The following is a 22795-nucleotide window of genomic DNA, read 5'->3' on the forward strand; positions in this document are numbered from 1 at the left end:
GCCGGCCCCGGCTTTCATGTGCGTTCGCTACTTCGATCTGCCCCAGCGCTTGCGCTTGGGGTCCGGCATCTCCTTGGTCGGCTCCTGCGGCTGCTGCTGCTCCTGTTGCGGAGGCAGCGGCTGGACGGCCGTCACGTCCTCGTCCGGCGCCAGGTAGGGCGGCGGCTCGTAGTCCTGCGTACCGGCCGGCTGGAACAGCGACGGTCCCGGTCCCCAGGGCTCCGAGTCGCCCTGCTCCGCCGCTGACACGGGGCCGAGCGGGCGCTCCTGGCCCTCGTCCTCGTACGGGCTCGCGCCGCCCGGCGGGATGTCCGCCGGCGGCGCCACCGCGGGCAAAAGCGGCTCGAACGGGTCGCGGTACTCGCTCTGCTTCGGCGGCTCATGGCTGTAGGAGTCGAACTCGTCCGGATGCAGCACCACGGGCTCCTGCGGGGCCGCCGGCGGCTCCTGCGCGTAGCCCTGGTGCGGGTAGGGGTGGCCGGGGTCCTGGTAGCCGCCGTACTGGGGCTGCCCGGTCGGGTAGGTCTGCACCGGTACGAAGCTGATGATCGGCGCGTACGCCGTCCCGCCCGGATATCCGGGGGCCGGGAAGCCCGCCTTGGCGTAACCGGGCCCCGAGGGGTAACCGCCACCCGGCGGCATGGCCGCCCCACCCATCGGGCTGCCCATCTGCGGCCCGGCCTTGCGTACGGCCGCCGCGTGGGCCATCCGGCGCAACCGGCCCTCGAAGATCAGCACGGCGAAGAGCGCGAGCAGGACGAGCACCAGGGCCGGGATGCTGAGCTTCTGCGTCAGCGTCCGCTGGTCGAACTCGGGCGCCGCGTTACGCAGCTCCAGCGGCACCGCCTCGGAGGAGGCGGGCGGCGTATCGCTCGGCAGCGGGGCGGCGGTCGTCTCGGTCGGCGCGATGGCCGGCATCTCCACGGACGGCTCGACGGTCGGCGTCACCGAGGCGGCGGGCACCTCGACGCTCTGCGTGGGCAGCGGCTGGAGGTTCTGGGTGGGGGTGTCCTGCGGGGTGCTCGCCGGGGGCGTGGTGGTCTTCGTCGGCGTGGGGGCCTTGGTCTTCTTCGTCGGGGTCGCGGTGACGGTCTTCGTGATCGTCGTCTCCGGCGTGTCCTCGGGAGTCGGCGTGCCCAGCGTCGTGGTGATCGTCACCGTCGTCTCGGGCGAGGTCTCGCACTCATCGCCGACGTCGCAGGGGTCGACCGGGTCGTAGGCCGACACGGACGCGTTCGCGCTCTGCACGATGAACGGGGTGACGCCGGCGCCGGCCAAGCCGAGCGCCAGGACGATCGCGGACACGGCCGTCGCTCGCGTGCGTGCCACCGGTGTCCTCCGCCTAGTCCCGGAACCTTGGTCAAAGGGAATACTAGCCGGGTAAAAGTAACAGTAAAGACGGAATTACAACACCTTTCTCCCTTTACGGCCCCGTTGTACCGTGCCAATGAGCCACAGGGCCCCCAGCAGCACTCCGATCCCTCCTGCGGCCATCGCGAAACCTCTCGGACCGTCCAAGGAACTGACCCTGGCGACAGGCTGAACCCGCTTCGCGGACACGGCCATCTCCCACGGCAACGGCGCCACCGCCCGCGCCGCCTCCTCACTGAGCGGCACCACCCCAGCCACGGCCCGCTCCCCCGCCCCGGCGGCCTCCGTGCCACCGGGCACGCCCTGCGCCCCCGCCCCAGCGGCCTGCGTGGCACCGGGCAAGGCCTGTTCCCCCGCTCCGGGCACCTGCGGCACCAAACCGGCCTCCGGCTGCGGCACCAAGCCGCCCACGGTCCCCTGCGTCACGCCAGGAACCGCCTGCGACCCCGCAGCCTGTGATCCCGCACCGGTGGCCGCCTGCCGTCCCACGCCAGGCGCCACCTGTGGGACGGCGCCACCGGACGCCTGTGGCGCCGCACCGGCCGCAGCCTGCTGCGGCACGGCAAGCACCTGCCCCGAGACACCGGGGGCTCCTTCCGCAGACGGCACCGAGGTCTGCGGAGGCACCGCCGCCGGCAGCCGCAAGATCCCGCTGTCCACCCCAGCGCTGTCCCCGGCCGTGCCTGGCCGTCCCGCAAGGGCCCCGCGCGAATGCCGCGCCCCAGCACCGGATCGCCCCGTCCCAGCCTCGCGCGAATGCCGCGCTCCAGCACCGCCCGACCGCCCCGCCGCAGCCCCGCGCGATTCCCGCGCTCCGGCCTCGCCTGGTAGCGCCGTCACGGCCCCGCGCGATCGCGCCCCGGCCTCGTGGGACTGTCCGAGCCCCGTACCGGCCTGCTGTGCCTTGCGTGCGTCGCCGGGACTGCCCGCCGCTCCGGCCCTGCCGCCGGGCCGATCCGCCCGCCCGGTCCCGGCAGGCCGGTGCGCGTCCGTGGGCGCTCCGGCGGGCTTGCCGCCCACCGTCTCGGCCGTGGCGGACTGCCTGCGTCCCACGCCCGGCCGGGCCGCTTCGCTGGGGTGCACGCGTACCGCCGTGCCGCTGAACGTCATGGCGCGTCCGGCGACCCTCAGAGCGGCCGTCTTGCTCACGGTCGTCAACTCGCCGCCCGAGGGGGCCTGCATCCTGGCCACCGCCGCGAGCACCACCCTCTTCGCCCCGGCAGGCGCGGTGAGCGTCACGTCCACGGCATGGGAGCCGGACACGTCGCCCAGCGCGCACACCCGCGCCCCTGACGGCGGCAGCGGGCTCTTAGCCCCGGCCGCGCCCACAGCCGAGCCTCCCGCGATGCTCCCCATCGCGCCCGCCACCGTGCCCAGCGTCAGACCCTCCATCGCGCCCCTCACTGGGCTCCCCGTCGTACTCCCCGCCGGGCTCCCCGCCGTACTCCCCGCCGTGCTCCTCGCCGGGCCCAGCGCCTGCATAGCAAGCGCCCCCGCCGCCGCGGCACCGGAGCCGGCCCTATCAGCTGGCCCCGTAACACCCGCCGGCGCCGCAACGGGCGGGCTCGCGTCCGACGGACCCGCCACCGCCCCGCCGCCCCGCACGTCCTCGGCCACGGCACCGGCCGCCTCGCGGGGCCCCCGCGCGAGCGACGGCACGCACGCCACCTCGCCCAGCGCCTCCACCGGGCTCGCGGCCACCGCCACCCTGACCCCGTGGGCCATCCCGTTCAGCCGCACCCGGAACCGCTGGACGTCCCCCGTCCTGATCCACTTCCCCGCACCGTCGCCGCCCACTCGTTCGAGCACCAGCGACACGCCGGCCGCCGCCACGGGCACGGAGGGCACCGCGCCCAGGACCAACGCCCCGCCGATGACCCAGCCCCGCCGCCGCATCACACTTCTCCCCCGCCATGACAAATAACGCCTAGTAGCCATTCTGTCACAGAGAGGGACTAGCTAATCACGTTCGAGCAGATTCTCCACAGTCTTCATGATGGGCAGATCGGCCCCCAGCCACTCCACCTCGTAGTACTCCCCGGGCCCCAGCCACCGCAGCGCCAGATGCTCCCTGGCCTCGGGCACGCCGGCGGCCAGCGAGCACATCCAGACCCGCAGCACGTACCCCTCGGACAACGGCCAGTCGCCACCCACCCGCAGACCTACCGCGACCTCGACGCCGAGCTCCTCCCGGCACTCCCGGACCAGCGCCTCTTCCTCGCTCTCGCCCGGATCCACCTTCCCGCCGGGGAACTCCCACCCGCCGGCGAGGGCGGGGGGCTCGGCACGCTGGGCGGCCAGCACCCGGCGCCCCTCCGCGACGATCACTGCGGCCACGACCACGACCGTGCTCATGCGTTGAGATTCCTCATAGGGACGAATTCTGCAGCTTCTTGAGCTGGTCGAGCACACCGGAGTTCTGCAGGGGACGGGTGAAGCCCACGCGGTTGTCGCGGGCCTGGTAGCTCGTGACCTTGATCGGACCGCACAGCCGGCACCTGGCCTCCAGCATCTTGCCCTTCGACACGACCAGCCCCACGTGCCCGGGGCTGCTGGCCGAGGTGCCCGGACCGGCGTTGAAGAACACCAGGTCCCCGGGCTGCTCGTCGCCTTCTAACACCTTCGCCCCGAACGGCCACTGCGTGAACGTCGTACGCGGGATCGTCAGCCCGGCCGCCCGGTAGGCCGCGTAGATGACCCCCGAGCAGTCGAACGCGTCCGGCCCCGTGCCGCCCCACAGGTACGGCTTGCCGCGCTGCGCCAGCGCGAACTCCAGGATCTTGGCCACGATGTCGCTGGGCGCGGCCTCGACGAGCGGGTCGTCGCACTCCTCGGACGCCTGCGGCGGCACCTTGACCTCGCCGGACTTGGCGTACTTCCTGGCGATCTCCTCGACCTGGTCGACGTACCACCAGGCGCGGTTGTAGACGAACAGCGCCTGACGCACGTTCTCGGGGGCGCCGTTGCGCTTGAGCATCTTCGCCGCGCCGAGGATGGCGTCGGCCGGGTTGTAGATGTCGCCCACGCCGTCGCCGTCGCCGTCGGAGGCGTACCCGTTGATCGTCGACGACATCGGCATCCGCGCCTTGCCGCCCCACGTGGAGATCAGGAACTGCATCGGCCCGGCCGCGCCCGCGGAGTTGGTGCCGCTCTTGACACCGGGCAGGTCCGAACGGCCGTGGTCGGTCTCACGCTTGCCCACGGCGGCCAGGATGTTCCACTGGACACCGATCTTCTGGCCGTTCTTCTTGTAGAGGTCCAGGTATTCGCCGGGGATGTCCGCGGTGCCGGAGTCGGACACCTCCTCCACCTGCGTACTGTCCTGGCAGTCGACCGAGAATCCGCCGTCGCTGAGGAAGGACGGCATCGAGATCAGCAGCATCGGCGACACGATGACCGCCACGAGGAGTAGCGCCCCGGCGAGCCCGATCACCAGGGCGAGGCGCGCTCGTGAGAGTTTCACCCTTCGGGGTCCCCATCCTGGCCCTCGACGGCAGGCCTGATGTCGAAGATCCGCCAGTCGGCTCCCAGCTGGCTCACCGTGATCGCGAACTCCTCCGTGAGCTGCTTGTCGCCGCTCAGGGCGGCGACCTGCCTGCTCGCGGTGACCACGAAGACGATGGAGGTCCTCTCGATCTGCCTGATCTCCTTCAGCCTGGCCGTGGCCGTGGAGACGATCTGATCGTTGCGGTTCTGCTCGATCGTGCCCGCCGACGTGACGGTCCTGGTCAGGTCGTTCGCGAGCTCGGCCGTCGTGTACGCCTTCACCCGGCCCGCGTACGCCGCCGGGTCCTCGTCGTACCGGTACGTGCCGTATGCGGCGGTGAACCGTTCAGCCAGATCCGCCGCCGCGGACAGTTGCTCCTTCTTCATCGGCAGGTACGAGTAGACGTCGAACGGCGCCGCGCTCGCGGTCGCCAGCGGCGTGCTCGACGCCGCTGGCACCGTGGTGGCGCGGCCCGCGCCCGGCGCGGGCTGCGCCGGGTCCTCCGAGTCCGGCCACATCGTCAGGTAGATGCCGACCGCGGCGATGACCACGACGATGGCGGCGAAGGCCACCCCCCGCCTGTCACCCGGCTGCGCCATGTTTTAGTCCTTGTCGGGGTTGTTCGGCTTGAGCCAGAACGGCACGGACGGGTCACCTGCGGAGCCGCCGCCGTTGCCGCTGCTGCGCAGCCAGAGCGGTGGCGCCTCGGAGGAGCGGGACGAGGGCTCGTCGGAGCCGAAGATCCGCGGACCGGTCGAGCCGCCGCCGGACCTGGACCCGCCGTTGGAGCGGGAGCCGCCGTTGGTCCGCGATCCGCCGGATCCCGACCCGCCGCCGAACAGCCCGCCGCCCGAGCCGCTCCTGGAGCCGCCCGAACCGCCCGAACCACTGCCTGACCCGCCGCCTGAGCCGCCGCCGAACAGGCCGCCGCCCGAGCCGCGCGAACGCGTGCCGCCCGACCGTGAGCCACCGGAGCCGCCTGAGCCGCCGAACCGCGACCCGCGCGAGCCGCCGGACGTCCCGCCGCGCGATCCGCCACGCGGCACCCAGCCACCGCCGGACCGGCCACCGAACCAGCCACCCGAGCCGCCGGAGCCACCCGAGCTCGCGGAGCTCGCGGGGCTGCCGGCGCCGGGGCTGGGCGCACCGGCGCCTCTCGCGCCGCCCGCCGCCGCGCCGCGGGTGCGCGTCGGCGTGCCACCCAGGTTGAGCGGCGGCGCCATGCCCCTGCGGGGTTCGAGCGGCTGCCTGGCGCCGCCCTTGCCGCCCTGCGGGTCGGTGTCGAGCGGAGCCGCCGTGGCCGGGACTCTCGTGCCGGCCTGTGCGCCTTCGCCTTCCTCGCCGCGTACCCTGACCTGCCCTGTGGCCGCCGCCGTGGCGGCCGCGCCCGCAGGATTGGCCACGCCCGCCGCCCTGATGAGCGGCTCGGCCTTGCGCAGGCCCCAGCGGCCGATCCTGGCGGAGGCGACCGGGGGCAGCACGCCCGCCGACCGCTCCAGCACGGACGAGCTCGCGGCGTCGCCGAGCATGCGGGTGGCCACCGTGTGACCGCTCATCGAGGCGAACAGATGCTGGAACGGCCTGCGGTAGAAGAACACGGCGATCGTCAGCAGGGCCATGAACAGCACCTGCAGCCCCCAGGGCATGGCCGTGGAGATGATCAGCGCGTACCCGTAGACGAGGACGCTGAGCACGATCGTCAGCACGGCCTGTCTGAGCAGGGTGCCGATGAGCATCTCCACCCAGCGCATGGCGACGATCCGGCCGCTGCCCGGGTGCACGCCGATCAGCAGGAAGATCGGCCCGAGTATCAGCAGCAGCAGGAAGCCCACCTTCAGCACCAGCAGCGAGACCGCCACCAGGAAGATGAGCGTCCCGGCCACCAGGGCGGCGATGAACGCGCCGATGGCCACGCCGAGCCGGTTGGACCAGTCGCGGCCGGAGAAGACGGTGTAGCGGGGGTCGTTCTTGAGGCTCTCGGCCAGCGCGGTGTACTGCGACTGGTGAGCGCCGATGTCGGGAGCCGGCTGCCCGGCCACGGCGGGCTGGATCGACTGGATCTCCAGCATCTTGCGGCCGAAGTCGCGCACGATCGGCTGCTGCGGGTCGGCGGTGCCGAACATGCCCACCAGCCATGGCTTGCAGACGAGCGTGGACCACAGGGCGTCGGCGTTCTGCTCGACGCCGGGCGTGCCGTTCTGGGCGTAGCCGCCGGCCTTGACCTCGGCGCCCGCCCCGCCGGGCGGCGGCAGGCAGGTCGCGCCGCCCGCGCCCGGCAGGCCGGAGAAGGCCGAGTTGACGACCTCGCCGGTCTTGTCCGTCACGACCTTGCCCAGCCCGGTGAAGTCGCCGGGCCTGCTGAAGAACCAGACCGCCACGGTGACCGCCAGGACCATCCAGATCACGCCTTCGGCGGTCGTGGTGGCCCGCTTGCGGATCAACCCGTACCAGGCCAGCCAGATCGCGCCGAGGATCACGATCGGCCGGAGGTAGGGCCAGTACATGGCATTGGCGAGGTTCGTGATGATGTCGTCGACGACGTCCTTGATGGACTGCAGCGGCCCCTCGGTCGCCGCGGCCTGGTACGTCGTGATGGTCAGCCGGTCGACGGCCTTCGCGGCGGTGAAGATGCCGTTGGCCCACATGTTGCCGAGCACGGCGACGTAGTCGGAGCAGCCCAGGTCGTGCGTGTGCCAGAACTGGCCGCTCATGCCGAACTGCGCGTAGTTGGTGGTCGGCGCCTGCGGGCCGCCCTCGGGGATCGGCGGCTGGATCATGCCGTCGGTGCCGCCGCCGATCACCTCGGGCGCCAGGGCGCCGGAGAGGTCGCACGGGGCCGCGGCGGCGGGCGCCGACATGCTGCCCACCACGATCGGCACCACGAGCATGCCGGTGACGAGCGCGAGTGTCAGCGCGAGTCGTCGGGATAGCCGGATCTTCATGACCGTACCTCCTGCGCCCTGCCCACGCCCCCTTGAAGATCATCATGCCCGCTGCCGCCGGGTTTGTCGTGCGTCGGGTTCGTGTCGAGCCAGCGGAGAAGGTCTTCGGAGATCAGGTCTACTCCGATACGCCCCGCCCTGCCATCCAGATCACGGAATACGCATTCGCCGTTTCCCAGCGAACGCAGCACGGCCTTGTGCTCTTCCGACGGCTCAACCCCCAGCAGGGACATCACGTGGTCCACCTCCACCCGCTCTGTGGACCTGAACGCGAAGACGGACGAGAGGCAGTTGGTCACCTGCTCGTTCAGCAGGTCTCCCGCGTTCTGCGAGACCAGCACGAGCGCGGTGTTGCGGGAGCGGCCCATCCTGCTGACCTCGGGCACCAGCTTGGCGCCCTCGGGCGTGGAGGTGATCGCCCACGCCTCGTCCAGGAAGATCGCCTTGGGCGCGCGCCGGTCGAGGCCGTTCATCAGCCTGCGCGCGAACTGGGACACCAGATAGAGCAGCGCCACCGACAACCGCTGCTCATAGGAATAGTCCTCCCTGGTCGTCGCCACGTCAGGAAGCGTCAGCCCGCCCAGCGTGAACACGGTCGTCCAGCCCTCGCTGTCGATCTGGTCGCCGCCGGAGGGGTCGAAGCACAGCGTGGCCAGGTGCATCTCCGACATGGACCGCAGCACGGCGCCCAGGTTCTTCGAGGCCGGGTCCTCGGCCCCCTCCAGGAAGTCGACGACCTTGCCGAGCGAGGGATCGGGCGCGTTGGACACCGCGGCCACCGCCTGGATCATCGCCGATTCGCGCTCCTCCGACATGCGGGGCAGCAGCAGCCGCAGCGTCTCGGTGGCCATGGTCTTCTTCGCCGCGATGTCGTCGCCGAACGAGAACGGGTCGAGCAGCCCAGGAGCGGCCGAGCCGAGCGGGATGATGCGTGCCTTGCGCCCGCGCTTGTCCAGGAGCTGGACCAGCGACTCGGCGTCGCCCTTGGGGTCGATCACCGCCACGGTGACGCCGCGCAGCGCCATCTGATAGATCATCAGCAGCGCGAGCGTGGTCTTGCCGCCGCCGGGCTCGCCGGTGATCGCGATGGCGGTCGGCCGGTTGCGGGTGGCCGCCACCAGCGGATCGAAGTGCACGATGCTGCGGGCCCTGCCGACGGTCTCACCGATGTACGGGCCCAGCCAGCCCTCGTTGCCGTCGTCCAGCCGGTCGCCCAGATCGACGGTCGCCGTGGCCATGCCGCCCGCGATCGTGCGCAGCGGCTGGCGCTGGGCGTAGGCGTTGACGCGTACCTTCTCGCCCGGCAGCGTCTCGCAGAACAGCGAGAACTGGTCGCCGGTGGAGTTGACCACGTCGATGCCCATGTCGCGGTAGTGCTCGACGACCGCCTCCACCCGCTGCACGCAGATGTCCTCGGTCGGGGCCGACACGATCAGGCGGTGCCAGCCGTACACGAAGGGGAGCCTTTCCTTCGTGATGCCGTGCTCCAGCATGCGGGCCGCGTCGATCTGCTCGGCCAGCGCCAGCGGCGCCTCCGCCCCGGCCTCGCGGATGTGGTGGTCCATGTCGCGGGCGTGCGCCAGCTTGCGCGCGACGTCCCGCGAGGCCTTGGTCGGCGGGATCAGCCGCATCCGCGACGAGACCTCCACGGGGAAGGAGAGCTGGTCGGCGAAGTGCATCCACGGCTCCCCGTCGGGGAAGGGCATGAGGTCGGGGAAGCGGGCGAACGACAGATGGGCCACGTAGGAGTCGCCCTGCGGCTGCACGATGCGCAACAGCGACCTGCCGTTGTGGATCTCGCCCTCGACCAGCGACTCGATCTCGCCCTTGCCCCAGCGCCGCTTGGGGCTCGCCGACGGCGCCGGGTCGCCCAGCGCGCCCGAGGCCGCGTGCTGGAACAGCCACGCCACCTCGACCGAGGTGGCGTGCCGGGCATAGAGGGCACTGGAGGCGAGAGCCCGGCCGAGACGTTCGGACTGCTCGGTCCATCGGCCGATCTCACTGTCCGGTACGTGGTCGTCCTCCATCCCGAGCGCCCTCTCCGTCTTCCGGTAGAAGCCGAAGAGCTGGGACAGCACGCCGCTGCCGACCTGCTTGCCGCGCGGGCCGAGCCGGACGCCGATGTAGACCTCCTTGGACCAGAAGTCCTTGGCCCAGACGTGCCGGTACATCTCCTCCAGGTAGTCGCGCCAGCCGGGCCCCTCGTCGGACGTGGCATTGAGCGCCATGGCCCACTCCGCCGCCGGATAGGTGCGGTGCGCCACCCTCAGGTGAACCTCGGCGTCGGGCATCCTGATCGCGGCCAGCGCGATCGTGATGTTGGTGGCCAGCGACTCGCGCTCCTCCGGCGTGACGAACTCGTAGCTGACCGTCGGGAGGCGGAAGTACGCCCATGCGCAGGTGTCTGTGAGCAGGATGCGGTCGTCGAAGTAGCGGACCGCGAGGCGCTGTCGCGCTCGGGACGCCCTGCTCATGCCGCCCCCTCGGCGCATGAACGGGCCAGACCTGCTCGCTTGTTCACTTATCGCTCACCGATTCTCGTGCCCGGGGGGTCACTCGCCAACTCCTCTTCGCTCGGTCGTACGGTCTGTGCCGCGAAGCCCGCGACCACCACACCGGCGAGGGCCAGATAGGCCCGCCGCCCGGCCGCGCGCAACTGCCCCAGGTCCACGACCTCCGCGCCGCCTGGCGCCAGATCGTCCTCCCAGGGCACCCTGACGATGGCCCGGCACCTGCCGCTGGCCACCGACTCCGCCTGCTCGACGTCGGCCATCGAACGTCTTGACACGCCGTTGACCACCATGACCGCCCGCCTGCGCAGCTCCGCGCAGCCGTGCCCGTCGAGCCACTCGTACGTCATCGCCACCGCCTCCGACGCCTCCTCGCTCGCCGGCACCACCAGAACCAGCTGGTCCGCGTACGGCAGCACCCTGGCCGCCAGCGCGGCGGCCGGGTCGATGACGGCCAGCTTGTAGTGGCGGTCGAGCAGGCGCATGGACTCGCCCAGACGGTGGTCGGAGAAGTAGGACCGGTCCGCGAGCCGCTGTTCGGCGCCCGCGTCGGTGTCCGCGCTGATCACCTCCAGCCCTGAGGTGGTCCGCGTGGTGTATCCCCGCATGGTGAGGTAGCCGCTGACCCGGTCGAGCCCCGACAGCAGCGAGGTGAGGGTCTCGGGGGTCTCCGGCTCGATCTTGCTGGTCAGGGTGGCGCCGCCGGTGTTGGCGTCGACGGCCACGACCCTGTCGTCACGATATTGGGCGAAGGTGTGGCCGAGCATCAGCGCGGTCGTGCTCTGCCCCGCACCGCCGGTGCAGCCGAGCACGACGACCCTGCGGCTGCCCTGGAACACACCCCTGGCCCTGGCCTCGTCGATCTCGGACCCGTCGGTCCGCACACCGCCGCCGCCGACGACCACCTGGGCGATCCGCCGCCATCCGCCGGAGTCCCGGCCGACCACGGACTCGACCCGCCGCACCCGTCCTTCACCGGGCCGCGGCACCGGCACGACCAGCTCCCCGGCCTCTTCGCCGCTCTCCTCCGCATCCCAGTCGTCATCCTCGGCTCCCGGCGCGGCCCCCTCATCGAACCTCTGCGCCAGCCCCGGCCGCCCCGTTCGCTCCGGCAGCCCTGGCCGCTCCGGCCGATCGCCGGCCTCGCCGGCCTCGTCCGCACCGGACCGCCGAGCCGCCTGCCTCCGCCTGTCGGCACCCTCATCAGGCTCATCGGCGCCAGACCCACCGGGCACGTCACCGGCCGAGCCGGAGAGCCGCGCAGCCGGCTGACTGCGCCGCGGCGGCGTGGTGTCCTCCTGGGCGTCGCCGACGGCCCTCAACCCTCGGGAGCCCGCACGCCGCGACGAATCGCCGACCGCGCCAGGCCCCTGGGAGGCAACGCCCTTCGACTCGCCCTGCCCGTCCGTCTGCTCAGCATCTCCGGCCTGAGGCGCGCCCTGCCCGCTCTCCGGCCGAGTCTCTCTGGCCTGAGGCGTGCCCTGCCCGCTCTTCGGCTCGCGCTGCCTGCCCGGTGCCTCTTCCACGGCGGCCGATCCGTGCGGAGCGGCACCTGCTGGGGCGTCGCCCTGCTGAGCCGGCCGCCCCGTGGCAGCGTCACCGGCGTCTGCGGTCGCGCCCCGGGTGGAAGCGGCCTCGTCCCGCTCACCCCTCGGGGTCGCCGGACGGGGCAGTGGCTTGGCGTTGGGGTTGAGCGGCGGCCAGACCCGCTGCGTGCCCGACAGCACCAGCGCCGGGCCCAGCCTCGGTGGCTGTCCCTTCCTGTGCTGGTCCCGCGCGACCTCGTCCTCGGGCCGTCCGCCTCCGCGACGCCCGCCTTCGCGCCGTTCACTTTCGCGTCGTTCGCCCGCGCCGCCCTCAGCGCGGCCCTCAGCGCGGCCCTCGGCCGCTGCCTCGGCCGGTGCGTCGGCACTCGCCGCAAGCTTCCTCAGCCGCCGCAGCGCCTCGGTGTCGATCGGCTTGCCCGCACCGGACCTGCGGCCCTCACCCGCCCTGATCGGCACGACCGCACCAGGCTCGCCCGCTGCCTCAGCCTCGGCGGACGCGCCACGCTCACCCTCCGGTTCCGGTACGCCCTCCGCCTCGCCGGCGAACTGCCCCACCGCGGGCGTCCCAGCGCCGGCCTCCCGACCAGCGGGCTCCCGGCCAGTCGACTCGTAGTCGGCGGACTCCCGGCCTGCGGACTCGTAATCGCCAGACGCCCGACCTGCGGACTTCCGTCCAGCGGACTCGTAGTCGGCGGACTCCCGCTCTGCGAACTCCCGGCCTGCGAACTCCCGACCGGCGGATTCGTGGTCGGCGGACTCGTGATCGGCCTCGTCGCGGCCCGCCACGCCATGAGCAGCGGCCCGCTCTTCGACGGCCTCGCGCCCGGCACCCCGCTGGCCACCGGCCCCGCGGTTCTTCCCGGACCTGGTCTCACGCCGGGCCGCAGGCACACGCTCGGCCGGCTCGGCCGGCGATCCCGCGCCTGCCGGGCCTTCCCCACGATCCGCGCCTACCGCGCGACCCCCGTGATCCGCGCCATCCCTACGATCCCCGCGCTCCACGCCATCCGCGCGATTCCCGCCATCCGCGCGATCCCCCGGCATCCGGGGCACGACGACCAGCGGGAGCTCCTGACGACGTTCTGGGCCGCCTGAGAGGCCCTCCTCGCGCCGGATCGGCTGCTTCACGGTCTCCGGTGCCGAGGCGGCCGCCGACTGGCGTACCTGGCCGCTGAGCGCGGGCGCGGCGCCGCGGCGGCTGCCCCAGCCGCTGCGCCCGGTCGTGGGCTCGGCGACGGGCGCCTGTCCTGCGGCGGCAGCGGCGGCGGCGACGGCGGGACGGACCTGCCGGGGCCCGGTGATCCGCTGGCCCTCACGCTTGCGCTGCGGCTGCCGGGACTTGCGGGGCGCCTTGATCTTGGCCCGCGCGGGAGCGGTGCGCCAGACGCGGCCGGAGAAGGTGACCGCCTCCGGCTCGGACGAGGGCGCGAGGCGGTACCAGGCCTTGGGCTGGCCAAGATAGCGAAGCTGGGACTCCAGGAGCTCGGTGAGTCGCTTGCCCTCGATGACGGGACGGGTGGACAGCCACGTCACGATCCCCGGTGGTACGAGGAACAGCACGTGCCACGGCATCTGCACCGGCACGCCCACCAGGACCAGCAGGAGCGACCACGGAACGAACACCCCGACGAAGACGCCGATCCAGACGATGGGAAGCGGCATCGGGAGCCGAAGGTCGTACAGCTTGTAAAGCCGCTTCTCGATCCGCCAGATGTTCGTATACGTGGGCAGGTCCACGCGGTCCTCCTCTCCACCCGCTCGTACATGACCGCCGCGGAGCGGTCTCAACCCTTACTTGATGCCCAGTGCGCCCGCGATCGCCTTCGCCGTCACCTCGATGATGTTGGGAACGTAGAAGATCACTCCGATGGCCACAGCCAGTATCAGGAATTGCACGAATCGGGTGATCTCGCGGGTGAAGAGGAAGAAGAGCGCGACCACGGAGACGACAACGAGGAACAAGGGGGCGAAGAACGCGCGCAGGAAGTTGGCGAGCCCTCCGGTGTCGATGCCGGTCGGCGTGGGCGTCGGCGACATCTCGATCAAGGTGAGCACTACGGTCTTCAAGGTCACTTCTTGTCCTCCCGGGGGGTACTCATCAGCAGCGCGGCCGCGCTTCTATCCAACGACCCGGCCGGCGCCGCGGATGTCGGCGACGAACCACTTGTCGCCCTGCTTTTCGACGGTCAGGCGATAAGCCTGCTCCAGCCGTCCGCCGACCGCAGCCGGGTCGGTGGCGCTGGGCGTGGGCTGGGCGTCGCCGTTGGGCACGACCCACACCACGACCGCCTGGATCTCTCTGGTGGCACCCCCCACAGGCACCACGATCTCCTTGAGCTCCGCGAAGCTGAACGCGCCGCCGAAACTCGGCAGGCTCTTGCCCGCGGCGACATAGCGCTGCAGACCTCCGACGTCGCCTGAGGCGTATTCCTTGAAGAAGCCCTCCAGCGCGGGCTTGAGCTCTGCCGCGGCCGCGTCGTCCGTCTCCGGCTGGGCGACCTGGGGGAGGTCGGCAGGGGCTGGTGCGGGCAGGACCGCGGGACGCCCGGAAACGACGAACCGCTTGCCCGCGTCGTCGCCGGAGTAGTAGATCGGGACCGACAGCATCAGCCTGCGCGGACCCGACTGGAACGCCACGCTGACCACGGCGTTGTGGGCGTCGCTCACTTCGGCGTCATAGGCCTGGATGGCGACCGCGGCGAGCCGGCCGTAGCCGTCCCAGCCGATCTGCGGGTCCATGCCCTCGGCCAGGAACGCCGTCAGCTTGCGGGACCTGCTGGCCGCGTCTTCCGGGCTGAAATTGAGATAGACCCCGGCGAACTGGGCGGCGAAAGCCATCCCCCGGTCAGTGGGGAATCCCTTGTCCGCCAGCGCGGCGCCATTGCCCGTTGCAGGACCTTCCTGGGTAAACCGCTCAAAAGGTGCACGAACCCCATTCACCACGATAACCAGAATAAGCGCCCACAGAATGATGCGGCCCGCCCACACCAGCCATCGCCCGCCACCACCCGACCAGCCACCACGGCGCGGCCTGCGGGACGACGGCGCGTCGAAGTCAGCCATGTCCAGGGGTGCGGAAAGCTCGGGGTCGCCAGCGATCCGAGGATCGTGCTGGACGGTAGACCTACGAGCCATTACGCCTCCGCTCGCGCCGATCCCCCCGGCTGGCGCGGTGTCGTCCGTTGCCGATCCCCATCATCCGCGGTGAAGTAGTCACCCTATCCGGTCTCCGCCATTGTTCCAGGAAAGCCACGCCTATGCTGCAGGCATGACGGCCCTGACAGCAAACCGGGCACGCCTGACACATCGTCGTGCCGATTCCTGTGAGTTCCCGGTAGAAAGGGCTTTTGACCAGGCCAGATGCCTAAAATCGCATAGCGCGACAGCCACGGATTCCTGTCCAAATGAGGCATGGACTCTGCCGACCTGCGCATTTGGCATAGATCGGCATAGATCGCCAGCGGAGAGCGTTGTCAGGCGGGCTCCGGATCCTGGGCCGAGTGCGACCTCCGCCTGCTGTGCAGGTCCACGACGGTCGGCTGCACCGCCCGTTCGAGGGAGCCACGCAGGTCCGACAGCATGTCGGCCGCGTCGCGTTCGCGCATGCGCGTCGCCATCTCGTTGCGCTCGTCGACCTTCCTGCGCAGGTACGCCTCCCGGTTGACGCGCAGGCCGTACATGAGCTCGACCCTGATGAGGGCGAGCTCCTCTTCGAGGCTGATGCCCGCGAGCGTGGGCGCTGGGCGTCGTTTCCGGATGATGCGACGGATCATGAGGGCCTCCCGAGTCAGCGTGAACGCCGTGACGATTCGACGCGCGGGGGCCCAAAGTGGTTGACGCATCAGTTGTCCCGGGATCAGACGTCCTACCGTTCCCGGGAAAGGGGCGCCTCAGCAGGCTTCACCGCCCGTCCTCCGTCGCTAACCTAGCGTAGCGAGATATCGCTCTACGTGATTGGACTGCTGTCATGCGACGATTCGCCGCCGCCCTGCTCACTGCGTACCCACTCACCGCCTTGCTCATGAGTGCCACTCCTGCGACCGCCGCCGTACCCGTGTGGGTCACCGCGAGCGAGTGCACGGACGCCGGCGGCACCATCGTCCCCGTCGGCCGCGGCAAAGCCATCTGCCGGGGCGGCATGTGGGACAACGAGCTCATCCACGCCGACTGAACGTGAGGCTCGCCCGCGAATCGGCTGGGCAGCCGAGCGGGCCGTCGCCTGAATACGGCGACGGCCCGCTCTGTTCGTGCTCTGTCGTACGGGCTCAGCGCCCGGGGGCATCGCGGTCGTTCGACGGATGCGGATGTCACCGGGGCAGGGCGCTACGGGTTGGTCGTGGCGACTCAGCCGCCTCCACCACCGCCGCCGCCACCGCCGCCTCCGCCGCCACCTCCGCCGCCTCCACCGCCGCCTCCACCGCCGCCACCGCCACCGCCGCCGCCGGTGTTGGTGTTGGTGTTGTTGACGTTGACGTCGCCGCCTCCGCCACCTCCACCACCGCCGCCGCCACCGCCGCCTCCACCGCCACCGCCGCCACCGCCGTGACCGCGGGCGCGGCACCTAGCAGGGTTCTTGTGGAACCTGCACGGATGCAGCGGGTACGTGACCGTCTGCGTAGTGGCTCCCTGGACGGCGGGCGCGGCGCTGGCCGGCTGAACCGCCGCCACGGTAGGCGCGACGAGGGCCGAGGCAGTCAATGCGCCGGCCGCGAGGAAGTTTCTGATCCTGATCATGACTGATCACTTCTTGTCCGTGTTGAGCTCCGGGAGAATCCCGAAATCGGAACGCCGCGTCGGCATCGGAACGACATCCGGCACAACGCTGGAATCACTTCCCACGCTAGTTCCATGGGCTGGAGCCGCTATCCAGTGCAGGCAAAAGTCGTGACTTGCCCTGATTGCCGTCGAGCTCGCGACAAGAGTGGAGAGGAGACGTTCAACTACCCTGAGCTACGCCACGACGACCGCCGTGTGCCGGGGCTAAAAACCCGCCAATCCAGCGGTACAGCTTTCCGGCCGCGGCCCCGCACCCATCGCGGCGCCTCCCGCGCAATGGCGGTATCCGGCAAAGCGCCCAGATCACCGGAAAGCCCGTCGGCACCGGGACCGCTGGACGGCCGCACACGGACGCGGCGGCGGCCCGGTCCGCCAGGGTGAAACCGAGGTAGACCATGGCCGCCTGTGGCAGTGATCGGCGTGACCCGAGACCATCGCCCGCGACGCGCGCTCAGACGTTGAAGCGGAACTCCACCACGTCGCCGTCGCGCATGACGTAGTCCTTGCCCTCGATGCGGGCCTTGCCCGCAGAGCGGGCGCTGGCGATGGAGCCGATCTCGATCAGCTCGTCGTAGGAGACCACTTCGGCCTTGATGAACCCGCGCTGGAAGTCGGTGTGGATCACACCGGCCGCCTCGGGCGCGGTGGCGCCCTTGCGGATCGTCCAGGCCCTGGTCTCCTTCGGCCCCGCCGTCAGGTAGGTCTGCAGGCCGAGCGTCTCGAAACCGACCCTGGCGAGCTGGCGCAGCCCCGACTCCTCCTGGCCGACGGACTGCAGCAGCTCCAGCGCCTCCTCCTCGTCCAGCTCGACCAGCTCGGACTCGATCTTGGCGTCGAGGAAGACGGCCTCGGCCGGGGCGACCAGCGCGGAGAGCTGCTCCCTGAGCGCCGAGTCGGTCAGCTCGTCGGAGTCGAGGTTGAACACGTACAGGAACGGCTTGGCCGTCAGGAGGTGCAGCTCGCGCAGCTCCTCGCGGTCGAGGCCGCTCTCGAAGACGGTCTTGCCGGTCTCCAGGACGGCGAGGGCGGCCTCAGCGGCCTCCAGCGCGGCCTTCTTGTCCTTGTTGTTGCGCGACTCCTTCTGCAGCCGCGGCACGGCCTTCTCGACCGTCTGCAGGTCGGCCATGATCAACTCGGTGTTGATGGTCTCGATGTCGCGCTTGGGGGAGATCTCGCCGTCCACGTGCGTGACGTCGGGGTCGTTGAAGACGCGGATGACCTGGCAGATCGCGTCGGTGTCGCGGATGTTGGCGAGGAACTGGTTGCCCCTGCCCTGCCCCTCGGACGCCCCCTTGACCAGGCCCGCGATGTCGACGAACTCGACCTTGGCGGGCAGGATCCGGGCCGAACTGAAGATCTCGGCCAGCTTGGGCAGGCGGTCGTCGGGCACGCCCACGATGCCCACGTTGGGCTCGATGGTGGCGAACGGGTAGTTCGCGGCGAGCGCGTTGCCCGTCTTGGTCAGCGCGTTGAAGAGCGTGGACTTACCGACGTTGGGCAGGCCGACGATGCCGATGGAGAGACTCACGGACGCTGAGTTTACTTGCTCGGCACGTCCAGACAGGTCACGGGACGGTAGGCGCCTGCGGCGCGCAGGTAACGCTCCGAGCTCGGCGGGCATCGGTCGGCGGAGGTCTCGAACGACACGACCCGGCCCCACGCCCGCGGAGAGTCGCAGGCCACCCGGGTCACGGCGGAGCGCGCGAGGACGTCCGTGACCGGCTCGGCCACGCATGCGCCCCTGTCGAGCACCTGGCCGCCCGCGCCGAGGCAGATCACCTCGGAAGCGCTCCTGCGCAGGGTGTCCAGCGTGCCCGCGGGGCAGGAGGCCGCGGCGGGCGCGAGCGCGGCGGCCCTGCCGTACCAGCCGGCCCGGGCGCACGGCTGCTCGCGTCCGTCGAGCGCGACGCAGTCTCCGGGCCTGAGCAGGCCACCGCCGCCGCCCGGCGCGCCGGGGTGCGGGTCGAGGAAATTGCGTACGCACGCCGTACGGCCGGGCCCGATGCGCAGGACGTCGTCGGTGTCGTCGGGACACCCGCCGGGCCCGGGCGGGTCGGCGGCCACGGCCACCACTTCGGATTCGCCTCCGTTGCACGGGGTCAGCGCGTAGCTTCCCGTGACGCACGCGCCAGGGGACCAGCGCAGCGTGGGCACGGCGCGGCCGTCACCGCTCTCGCTCCCCGCGATCACGGCTCCGGCCAGCGCCACCAGGGCGACGGACACGGCGGCGCCGGCCGCGGCCAGCTTCGGCAGCGTGTTCATTCCAGTACTCTTAGTGACGAACGATGTGACGCACAAGCGGAACGCCCAAGCGTGTCGGGAAGATCCGCGCTCGATGTCCTGCAATCATCGATGGAGTGGATGTCGTCTCGCTTCTCATCGGTCTCGCCGTCGGGCTGCTCATCGGGTTCCTGGTGGCCAGGACGCGGGCGGCGGTGCGGGTGGCCGAGGCCGACGCGCGCGCCAAGTCGGCCGCGGAGAAGCTGGTCTACGTCGAGGAGCAGCTCGCGGAGCGCTTCCAGGCCCTGTCCACGCGCGCCCTCGACGTCAACAACATCCGCTTCCTCGAGCTGGCGGAGACCAGGCTGGCGGCCAGCCGCGCGGAGGCCACCGGCGATCTCGAACAACGCAGGCAGGCCGTCGAGCACCTGGTCGAGCCGCTGAAGGACGCTCTGGGGCGGGTCGAGGCGCAGTTGCGCGACACCGAGTCCGGCCAGCGGGCGGCGCGGGCGGAGCTGGCCCAGCAGATGGACTTCGTCCGGCAGAGCCACGAGCAGCTCCGCTCCCAAACCAACGCCCTGGTCAGAGCCCTGCAGCGGCCCGAGGCGCGCGGCCGGTGGGGCGAGATGCAGCTGCGCAGGGTCGCCGAGATCGCCGGAATGCAGCGTTACTGCGACTTCGACGAACAGGTCACGGAAGGCGCCATGCGCCCCGACATGGTCGTCCGGCTGGCCGGCGGGAAGAACATCGTGATCGACTCCAAGGTGTCGCTGGCGGCCTATCTGGAGGCCGCGGAGGCGTCCGACGAGTCGCTGGCCACCGTCCGGCTCGACGCGCACGCCCGGCACGTACGCGAGCACATCGACCGGCTGGCGGCCAAGGCGTACTGGCAGGGGTTCAACCCGTCGCCGGAGTTCGTGGTGCTGTTCATCCCCGGGGAGGCGTTCCTGGCCCCGGCCCTCGAACGCGATCCTGGGATGCTCGAATACGCCATGACGCGGCGGGTGCACATCGCCACGCCGACGACGCTGATCACGATGCTGCGCACCGCGCACTACGCCTGGCAGCAGGCCGCGCTGAGCGAGAACGCGCGGGCGGTGTTCGAGCTGGGCAAGGAGCTGTACGAACGGCTGTCGTCCCTGGGCAGGAACGTCGAGTCGCTGGGCAGGGCGCTGACGCGGACCGTGGAGGCGTACAACAAGTCGGTCGGCTCCCTGGAGAGCCGGGTCCTGGTCACCGCGCGCAAGCTGCACGATCTGGGCGTCGTCGACGGCGACCTCGACTCCCCGCAGATGCTCGAAGGGCTGCCCAGGCCGCTGGCCTCCCCCGAACTGCTGGAAACCCCTTCTTCCGCAACGGCGTCTCTGATTTCGCACTCGAACGGTAAGTTGGCCAACGGGTCGCAGTAAATGGGGGGTGGGTCAGTGGGTGAGAAGAGCAGGCGTTCAGCGGTCAGGCTGACGGCTCGCGGCGCCATCGCGCTCTCCCTGGTCGCCACCCTGGCGGGCTACGTCCTGACGGCCCTGCTCGACGTCCAGCACGTGGTGGGCGCGGCGTTCGTGCTGTCCAGCCTGCTCGGCGTGCTGCTGGTCAACCGGCGCGAGCTGCTGTCGCTGGTGGTGACGCCGCCGCTGGTGTTCTTCTGCGCCACGCTGTTCGTGGAGCTCGGCAGGGCCTTCGGCTCGGTGTCGATCGTCCAGTCGCTGGCGCTGGGGCTCTACACGTCGCTGACGGGGGGCGCGCCGTGGCTGTTCGCGGGCTCGGCCCTCGTGCTGGGCGTGGCCTGGCGGCGCGGGCTGCGCGACAACGTACGCGAGCTGCGCGAGGAGCTGAAGGCGGGCGCGGAGGTACCGCGCCCGCGCCAGCCGTTCGTGCCGGAGCCTGAGGGATATTTCGAGCCCAAGGTGTACGGGACCCCGCGCACCGAGGACTGACCCCGCTGATCGATCAGCGGGATCGTGCGTCAGGACGCCCGCAGGTCCTTGCGCAGCTCATGGGGCAGGGCGAAGCGCATGCTCTCCTGCACCGGCTGGACCTCCGTCACGTCGCAGAACCCGTGCTTGGCCAGCCGCGCCAGCACCTCGTCGACCAGCTCTTCCGGCACCGAGGCGCCGCTGGTCACGCCGACCGTGGTGACGCCTTCGAGCCACTCGTCACGGATGAAGCCGGCGTTGTCGACCAGGTAGGAGGCGTCCGCGCCGTGGTCCATGGCCACCTCGACCAGCCGCTTGGAGTTGGAGGAGTTTTCCGAGCCGACGACGATGACGAGCTCCGACTCGGCCGCGATCTCCTTCACGGCGACCTGACGGTTTTGCGTGGCGTAGCAGATGTCGTCGCTCGGCGGGTCGATCAGCGTGGGGAAACGCTCCTTGAGCCGGGCGACCGTCTCGGTGGTCTCGTCGACCGACAGCGTGGTCTGCGACAGCCACACCAGCTTGCTCGGGTCCTTCACCTGCACCTTGTCGACCGAGTCGAGCCCGTCCACGAGCTGGATGTGGTCGGGGGCCTCACCGGAGGTGCCCTCGACCTCCTCGTGGCCTTCGTGCCCGATCAGCAGGATGTCGTAGTCCTGCCCGGCGAACCGCTTCGCCTCGTTGTGCACCTTGGTGACCAGCGGACAGGTAGCGTCGATCGTGCGCAACCCGCGCTGCTTGGCCTCGCCGTGCACGGCGGGCGAGACCCCATGAGCGGAGAAGACCACGATCTCACCCTCGGGGACCTCCTCGGTCTCCTCGACGAAAATCGCGCCCCTGGCCTCGAGTGTCTTGACGACGTGAGTGTTGTGGACGATCTGCTTGCGTACGTAGATCGGCGCTCCGTACTGCTCCAGAGCCTTCTCGACCGCAACCACGGCTCGATCGACTCCGGCACAGTAGCCCCGTGGCTTGGCTACGAGGACTCGGCGGTAAGTGGGGGTCTGGGGCTCCATACTTCTTATGCTACGTGGAGCGGCCATCAGGCCCGCGCGTGCGTGGTTGCCCGCGGTTTGCCAGACTGACCGTCCAATACTGACCTCCCAGGGAGACGTCATGTCCCTCAGCGACGTGATACGAAACATCGCTAAGACCGTCACCAACAAGGACGAGTTGAAGGAGAAGGCCAAAGACCTTCCGCTGCTCGTCGTTCAGACCACACTCAGCGCCGCAGGCCAGGCGCTGTTGCTCGTCGACCGGATGAAGAACTCCATCAAAGGGCTGGGCAGCAAGGAGAAGCGCGAGGAGGAGTACGACTCCCGTCCCTCCGCCGCCGAGCAGGTGGCCGCGCCGGCCGCCGAGGAGGACAAGCCCGCCCGCAAGGAGCCGGTCATCTTCGCTCCGCGCCCGAGCGCCGCCGAGCCCAACGGCACCGCCAAGACCACGCCCGACCCGGTCATCTTCGCGCCGACGGGCAAGACCGACGCCGCGGCCACCGCCGAGCCGGAGGCGGCCGCCGCACCCGCACCCGCACCCGCCAAGGCGGAGCCCATCAAGGCCGAGCCAGCCAAGACTGAGCCAGCCAAGACGGAGACCTCCGCCGAGGCCGAGGCCGCCGCGCCCGCCAAGCCTGCGGCCAAGACCAAGGCCAAGACCAAGGCCGCGGCCAAGACAGCAGCGCCCGTCGTCGAGGAGCAGCCCAGCGCCGCCCCCGAGGCGACCGCCGCACCTGAGCCCGCCGCCGCCCCCGAGCCCACGGCCGCACCTGAGCCCGCCGCCGCCCCCGAGCCGACCGCCGCGCCCGAGCCGGTGTCCAGCGCCCCCGTGGACCTGGTCGAGCCGCTGCCCGGCTACTCCGAGCTGACCGTCGCCTCCCTGCGCGCCAGGATGCGCGGCAAGAGCGCCGAGCAGATCGGCGACTTCCTCGCCTTCGAGCGGTCGACGGCGGCGCGGCCCGAGGTCATCAAGATGTTCGAGAACCGGCTCGCCAAGCTGCAGGCCGAAGGCTGACCCCGGCGAGGGCGCGCCC

General features: G+C 71.1%; 19 protein-coding genes. 4 read left to right on the top strand and 15 right to left on the bottom strand.

Translation table 11 applies throughout. The features are described 5' to 3' along the window. Positions 1–27: 27 nt before the first annotated feature. From ABEA43_RS33860 to ABEA43_RS33910, 11 genes are all read right to left on the bottom strand, one after another. Positions 28–1329 (bottom strand): hypothetical protein, encoded by a 1302-nt coding sequence (locus ABEA43_RS33860; protein WP_345568307.1) that lies wholly within the window; start codon positions 1327–1329, stop codon positions 28–30. 75 nt (positions 1330–1404) lie between these two features. After that, positions 1405–3267: a hypothetical protein gene (locus tag ABEA43_RS33865; RefSeq protein WP_345568309.1), complete on the bottom strand. Its 1863-nt coding sequence runs from the start codon at positions 3265–3267 to the stop codon at positions 1405–1407. Between the two features lie 63 nt (positions 3268–3330). Continuing rightward, the gene (locus tag ABEA43_RS33870; RefSeq protein ID WP_345568311.1) at positions 3331–3726 is read right to left on the bottom strand and encodes a (deoxy)nucleoside triphosphate pyrophosphohydrolase; all 396 of its coding nucleotides are present in this window, start codon (positions 3724–3726) and stop codon (positions 3331–3333) included. A 13-nt stretch (positions 3727–3739) separates the two neighbouring features. After that, entirely contained in the window at positions 3740–4834 is a 1095-nt protein-coding gene (locus ABEA43_RS33875; RefSeq protein ID WP_345568313.1) for a C40 family peptidase, read from the bottom strand. Continuing rightward, positions 4831–5457, bottom strand: coding sequence for a hypothetical protein (locus tag ABEA43_RS33880; protein ID WP_345568314.1), 627 nt, complete (start codon positions 5455–5457; stop codon positions 4831–4833). The genes ABEA43_RS33875 and ABEA43_RS33880 overlap by 4 nt, the downstream gene beginning before the upstream one ends. A 3-nt stretch (positions 5458–5460) precedes the next feature. After that, the gene (locus ABEA43_RS33885; protein ID WP_345568315.1) at positions 5461–7800 is read right to left on the bottom strand and encodes a type IV secretion system protein; all 2340 of its coding nucleotides are present in this window, start codon (positions 7798–7800) and stop codon (positions 5461–5463) included. Further along, positions 7797–10274 (bottom strand): ATP-binding protein, encoded by a 2478-nt coding sequence (locus tag ABEA43_RS33890; protein WP_345568316.1) that lies wholly within the window; start codon positions 10272–10274, stop codon positions 7797–7799. The genes ABEA43_RS33885 and ABEA43_RS33890 overlap by 4 nt, the downstream gene beginning before the upstream one ends. Before the next feature lie 47 nt (positions 10275–10321). After that, positions 10322–13594, bottom strand: a complete 3273-nt coding sequence (locus ABEA43_RS33895) for a TcpE family conjugal transfer membrane protein (protein WP_345568317.1) — start codon at positions 13592–13594, stop codon at positions 10322–10324. Positions 13595–13648: 54 nt separating this feature from the next. After that, positions 13649–13894 carry a hypothetical protein gene (locus ABEA43_RS33900; RefSeq protein WP_240779991.1) on the bottom strand — a complete coding sequence of 82 codons (246 nt, stop codon included), beginning with the start codon at positions 13892–13894 and terminating at the stop codon, positions 13649–13651. Positions 13895–13975: 81 nt separating this feature from the next. Further along, a complete protein-coding gene (locus ABEA43_RS33905; protein ID WP_345568320.1) occupies positions 13976–14695 on the bottom strand; it encodes a conjugal transfer protein in 720 nt (239 codons plus the stop codon). Positions 14696–15330: 635 nt separating this feature from the next. Next, on the bottom strand, positions 15331–15630 hold the full coding sequence (locus ABEA43_RS33910) for a hypothetical protein (protein ID WP_345568322.1): 300 nt from the start codon (positions 15628–15630) through the stop codon (positions 15331–15333). Positions 15631–15878: 248 nt separating this feature from the next. Between ABEA43_RS33910 and ABEA43_RS33915 the strand changes: the two genes are divergently transcribed. Next, positions 15879–16028, top strand: a complete 150-nt coding sequence (locus ABEA43_RS33915; RefSeq protein WP_345568323.1) for a hypothetical protein — start codon at positions 15879–15881, stop codon at positions 16026–16028. 136 nt (positions 16029–16164) lie between these two features. Here ABEA43_RS33915 and ABEA43_RS33920 read toward each other — a convergent pair whose 3' ends face one another. The 3 genes from ABEA43_RS33920 to ABEA43_RS33930 all read right to left on the bottom strand — a co-directional run bounded on the left by ABEA43_RS33920 (position 16165) and on the right by ABEA43_RS33930 (position 18895). Next, positions 16165–16395 (bottom strand): hypothetical protein, encoded by a 231-nt coding sequence (locus ABEA43_RS33920; RefSeq protein ID WP_345568325.1) that lies wholly within the window; start codon positions 16393–16395, stop codon positions 16165–16167. A 689-nt stretch (positions 16396–17084) separates the two neighbouring features. Beyond that, positions 17085–18161: a redox-regulated ATPase YchF gene (gene ychF, locus ABEA43_RS33925; protein WP_345568327.1), complete on the bottom strand. Its 1077-nt coding sequence runs from the start codon at positions 18159–18161 to the stop codon at positions 17085–17087. Positions 18162–18172: 11 nt separating this feature from the next. Then, a complete protein-coding gene (locus ABEA43_RS33930; protein ID WP_345568328.1) occupies positions 18173–18895 on the bottom strand; it encodes a hypothetical protein in 723 nt (240 codons plus the stop codon). Between the two features lie 86 nt (positions 18896–18981). Here ABEA43_RS33930 and ABEA43_RS33935 point away from each other — a divergent pair, with 86 nt between their 5' ends. Together ABEA43_RS33935 and ABEA43_RS33940 are read left to right on the top strand one after the other, a co-directional pair. Further along, complete coding sequence (locus tag ABEA43_RS33935) at positions 18982–20262, top strand: DNA recombination protein RmuC (RefSeq protein ID WP_345568509.1); 1281 nt, start codon at positions 18982–18984, stop codon at positions 20260–20262. Between the two features lie 15 nt (positions 20263–20277). Further along, positions 20278–20787, top strand: coding sequence for a DUF6542 domain-containing protein (locus ABEA43_RS33940; RefSeq protein ID WP_345568330.1), 510 nt, complete (start codon positions 20278–20280; stop codon positions 20785–20787). 29 nt (positions 20788–20816) lie between these two features. Here ABEA43_RS33940 and ABEA43_RS33945 read toward each other — a convergent pair whose 3' ends face one another. Continuing rightward, positions 20817–21782, bottom strand: coding sequence for a 4-hydroxy-3-methylbut-2-enyl diphosphate reductase (locus ABEA43_RS33945; RefSeq protein WP_345568332.1), 966 nt, complete (start codon positions 21780–21782; stop codon positions 20817–20819). A 100-nt stretch (positions 21783–21882) separates the two neighbouring features. On the opposite strand from ABEA43_RS33945, the gene ABEA43_RS33950 reads away from it, so the two are divergent. Further along, entirely contained in the window at positions 21883–22776 is an 894-nt protein-coding gene (locus ABEA43_RS33950) for a hypothetical protein (RefSeq protein WP_345568334.1), read from the top strand. Positions 22777–22795: the final 19 nt, after the last annotated feature.

Source organism: Nonomuraea rosea, from assembly GCF_039539705.1.
Lineage (GTDB): Bacteria > Actinomycetota > Actinomycetes > Streptosporangiales > Streptosporangiaceae > Nonomuraea > Nonomuraea rosea.

Bases quoted from the DNA above. Each gene is read 5' to 3' on its own strand.
- ABEA43_RS33865 (WP_345568309.1), bottom strand. From the start codon at position 3,267: ATGCGGCGGCGGGGCTGGGTCATCGGCGGGGCGTTGGTCCTGGGCGCG.
- ABEA43_RS33870 (WP_345568311.1), bottom strand. From the start codon at position 3,726: ATGAGCACGGTCGTGGTCGTGGCCGCAGTGATCGTCGCGGAGGGGCGC.
- ABEA43_RS33880 (WP_345568314.1), bottom strand. From the start codon at position 5,457: ATGGCGCAGCCGGGTGACAGGCGGGGGGTGGCCTTCGCCGCCATCGTC.
- ABEA43_RS33885 (WP_345568315.1), bottom strand. From the start codon at position 7,800: ATGAAGATCCGGCTATCCCGACGACTCGCGCTGACACTCGCGCTCGTC.
- ABEA43_RS33890 (WP_345568316.1), bottom strand. From the start codon at position 10,274: ATGAGCAGGGCGTCCCGAGCGCGACAGCGCCTCGCGGTCCGCTACTTC.
- ABEA43_RS33900 (WP_240779991.1), bottom strand. From the start codon at position 13,894: ATGTCGCCGACGCCCACGCCGACCGGCATCGACACCGGAGGGCTCGCC.
- ABEA43_RS33905 (WP_345568320.1), bottom strand. From the start codon at position 14,695: ATGGCTTTCGCCGCCCAGTTCGCCGGGGTCTATCTCAATTTCAGCCCG.
- ABEA43_RS33910 (WP_345568322.1), bottom strand. From the start codon at position 15,630: ATGATCCGTCGCATCATCCGGAAACGACGCCCAGCGCCCACGCTCGCG.
- ABEA43_RS33915 (WP_345568323.1), top strand. From the start codon at position 15,879: ATGAGTGCCACTCCTGCGACCGCCGCCGTACCCGTGTGGGTCACCGCG.
- ABEA43_RS33930 (WP_345568328.1), bottom strand. From the start codon at position 18,895: ATGAACACGCTGCCGAAGCTGGCCGCGGCCGGCGCCGCCGTGTCCGTC.
- ABEA43_RS33945 (WP_345568332.1), bottom strand. From the start codon at position 21,782: ATGGAGCCCCAGACCCCCACTTACCGCCGAGTCCTCGTAGCCAAGCCA.
- ABEA43_RS33950 (WP_345568334.1), top strand. From the start codon at position 21,883: ATGTCCCTCAGCGACGTGATACGAAACATCGCTAAGACCGTCACCAAC.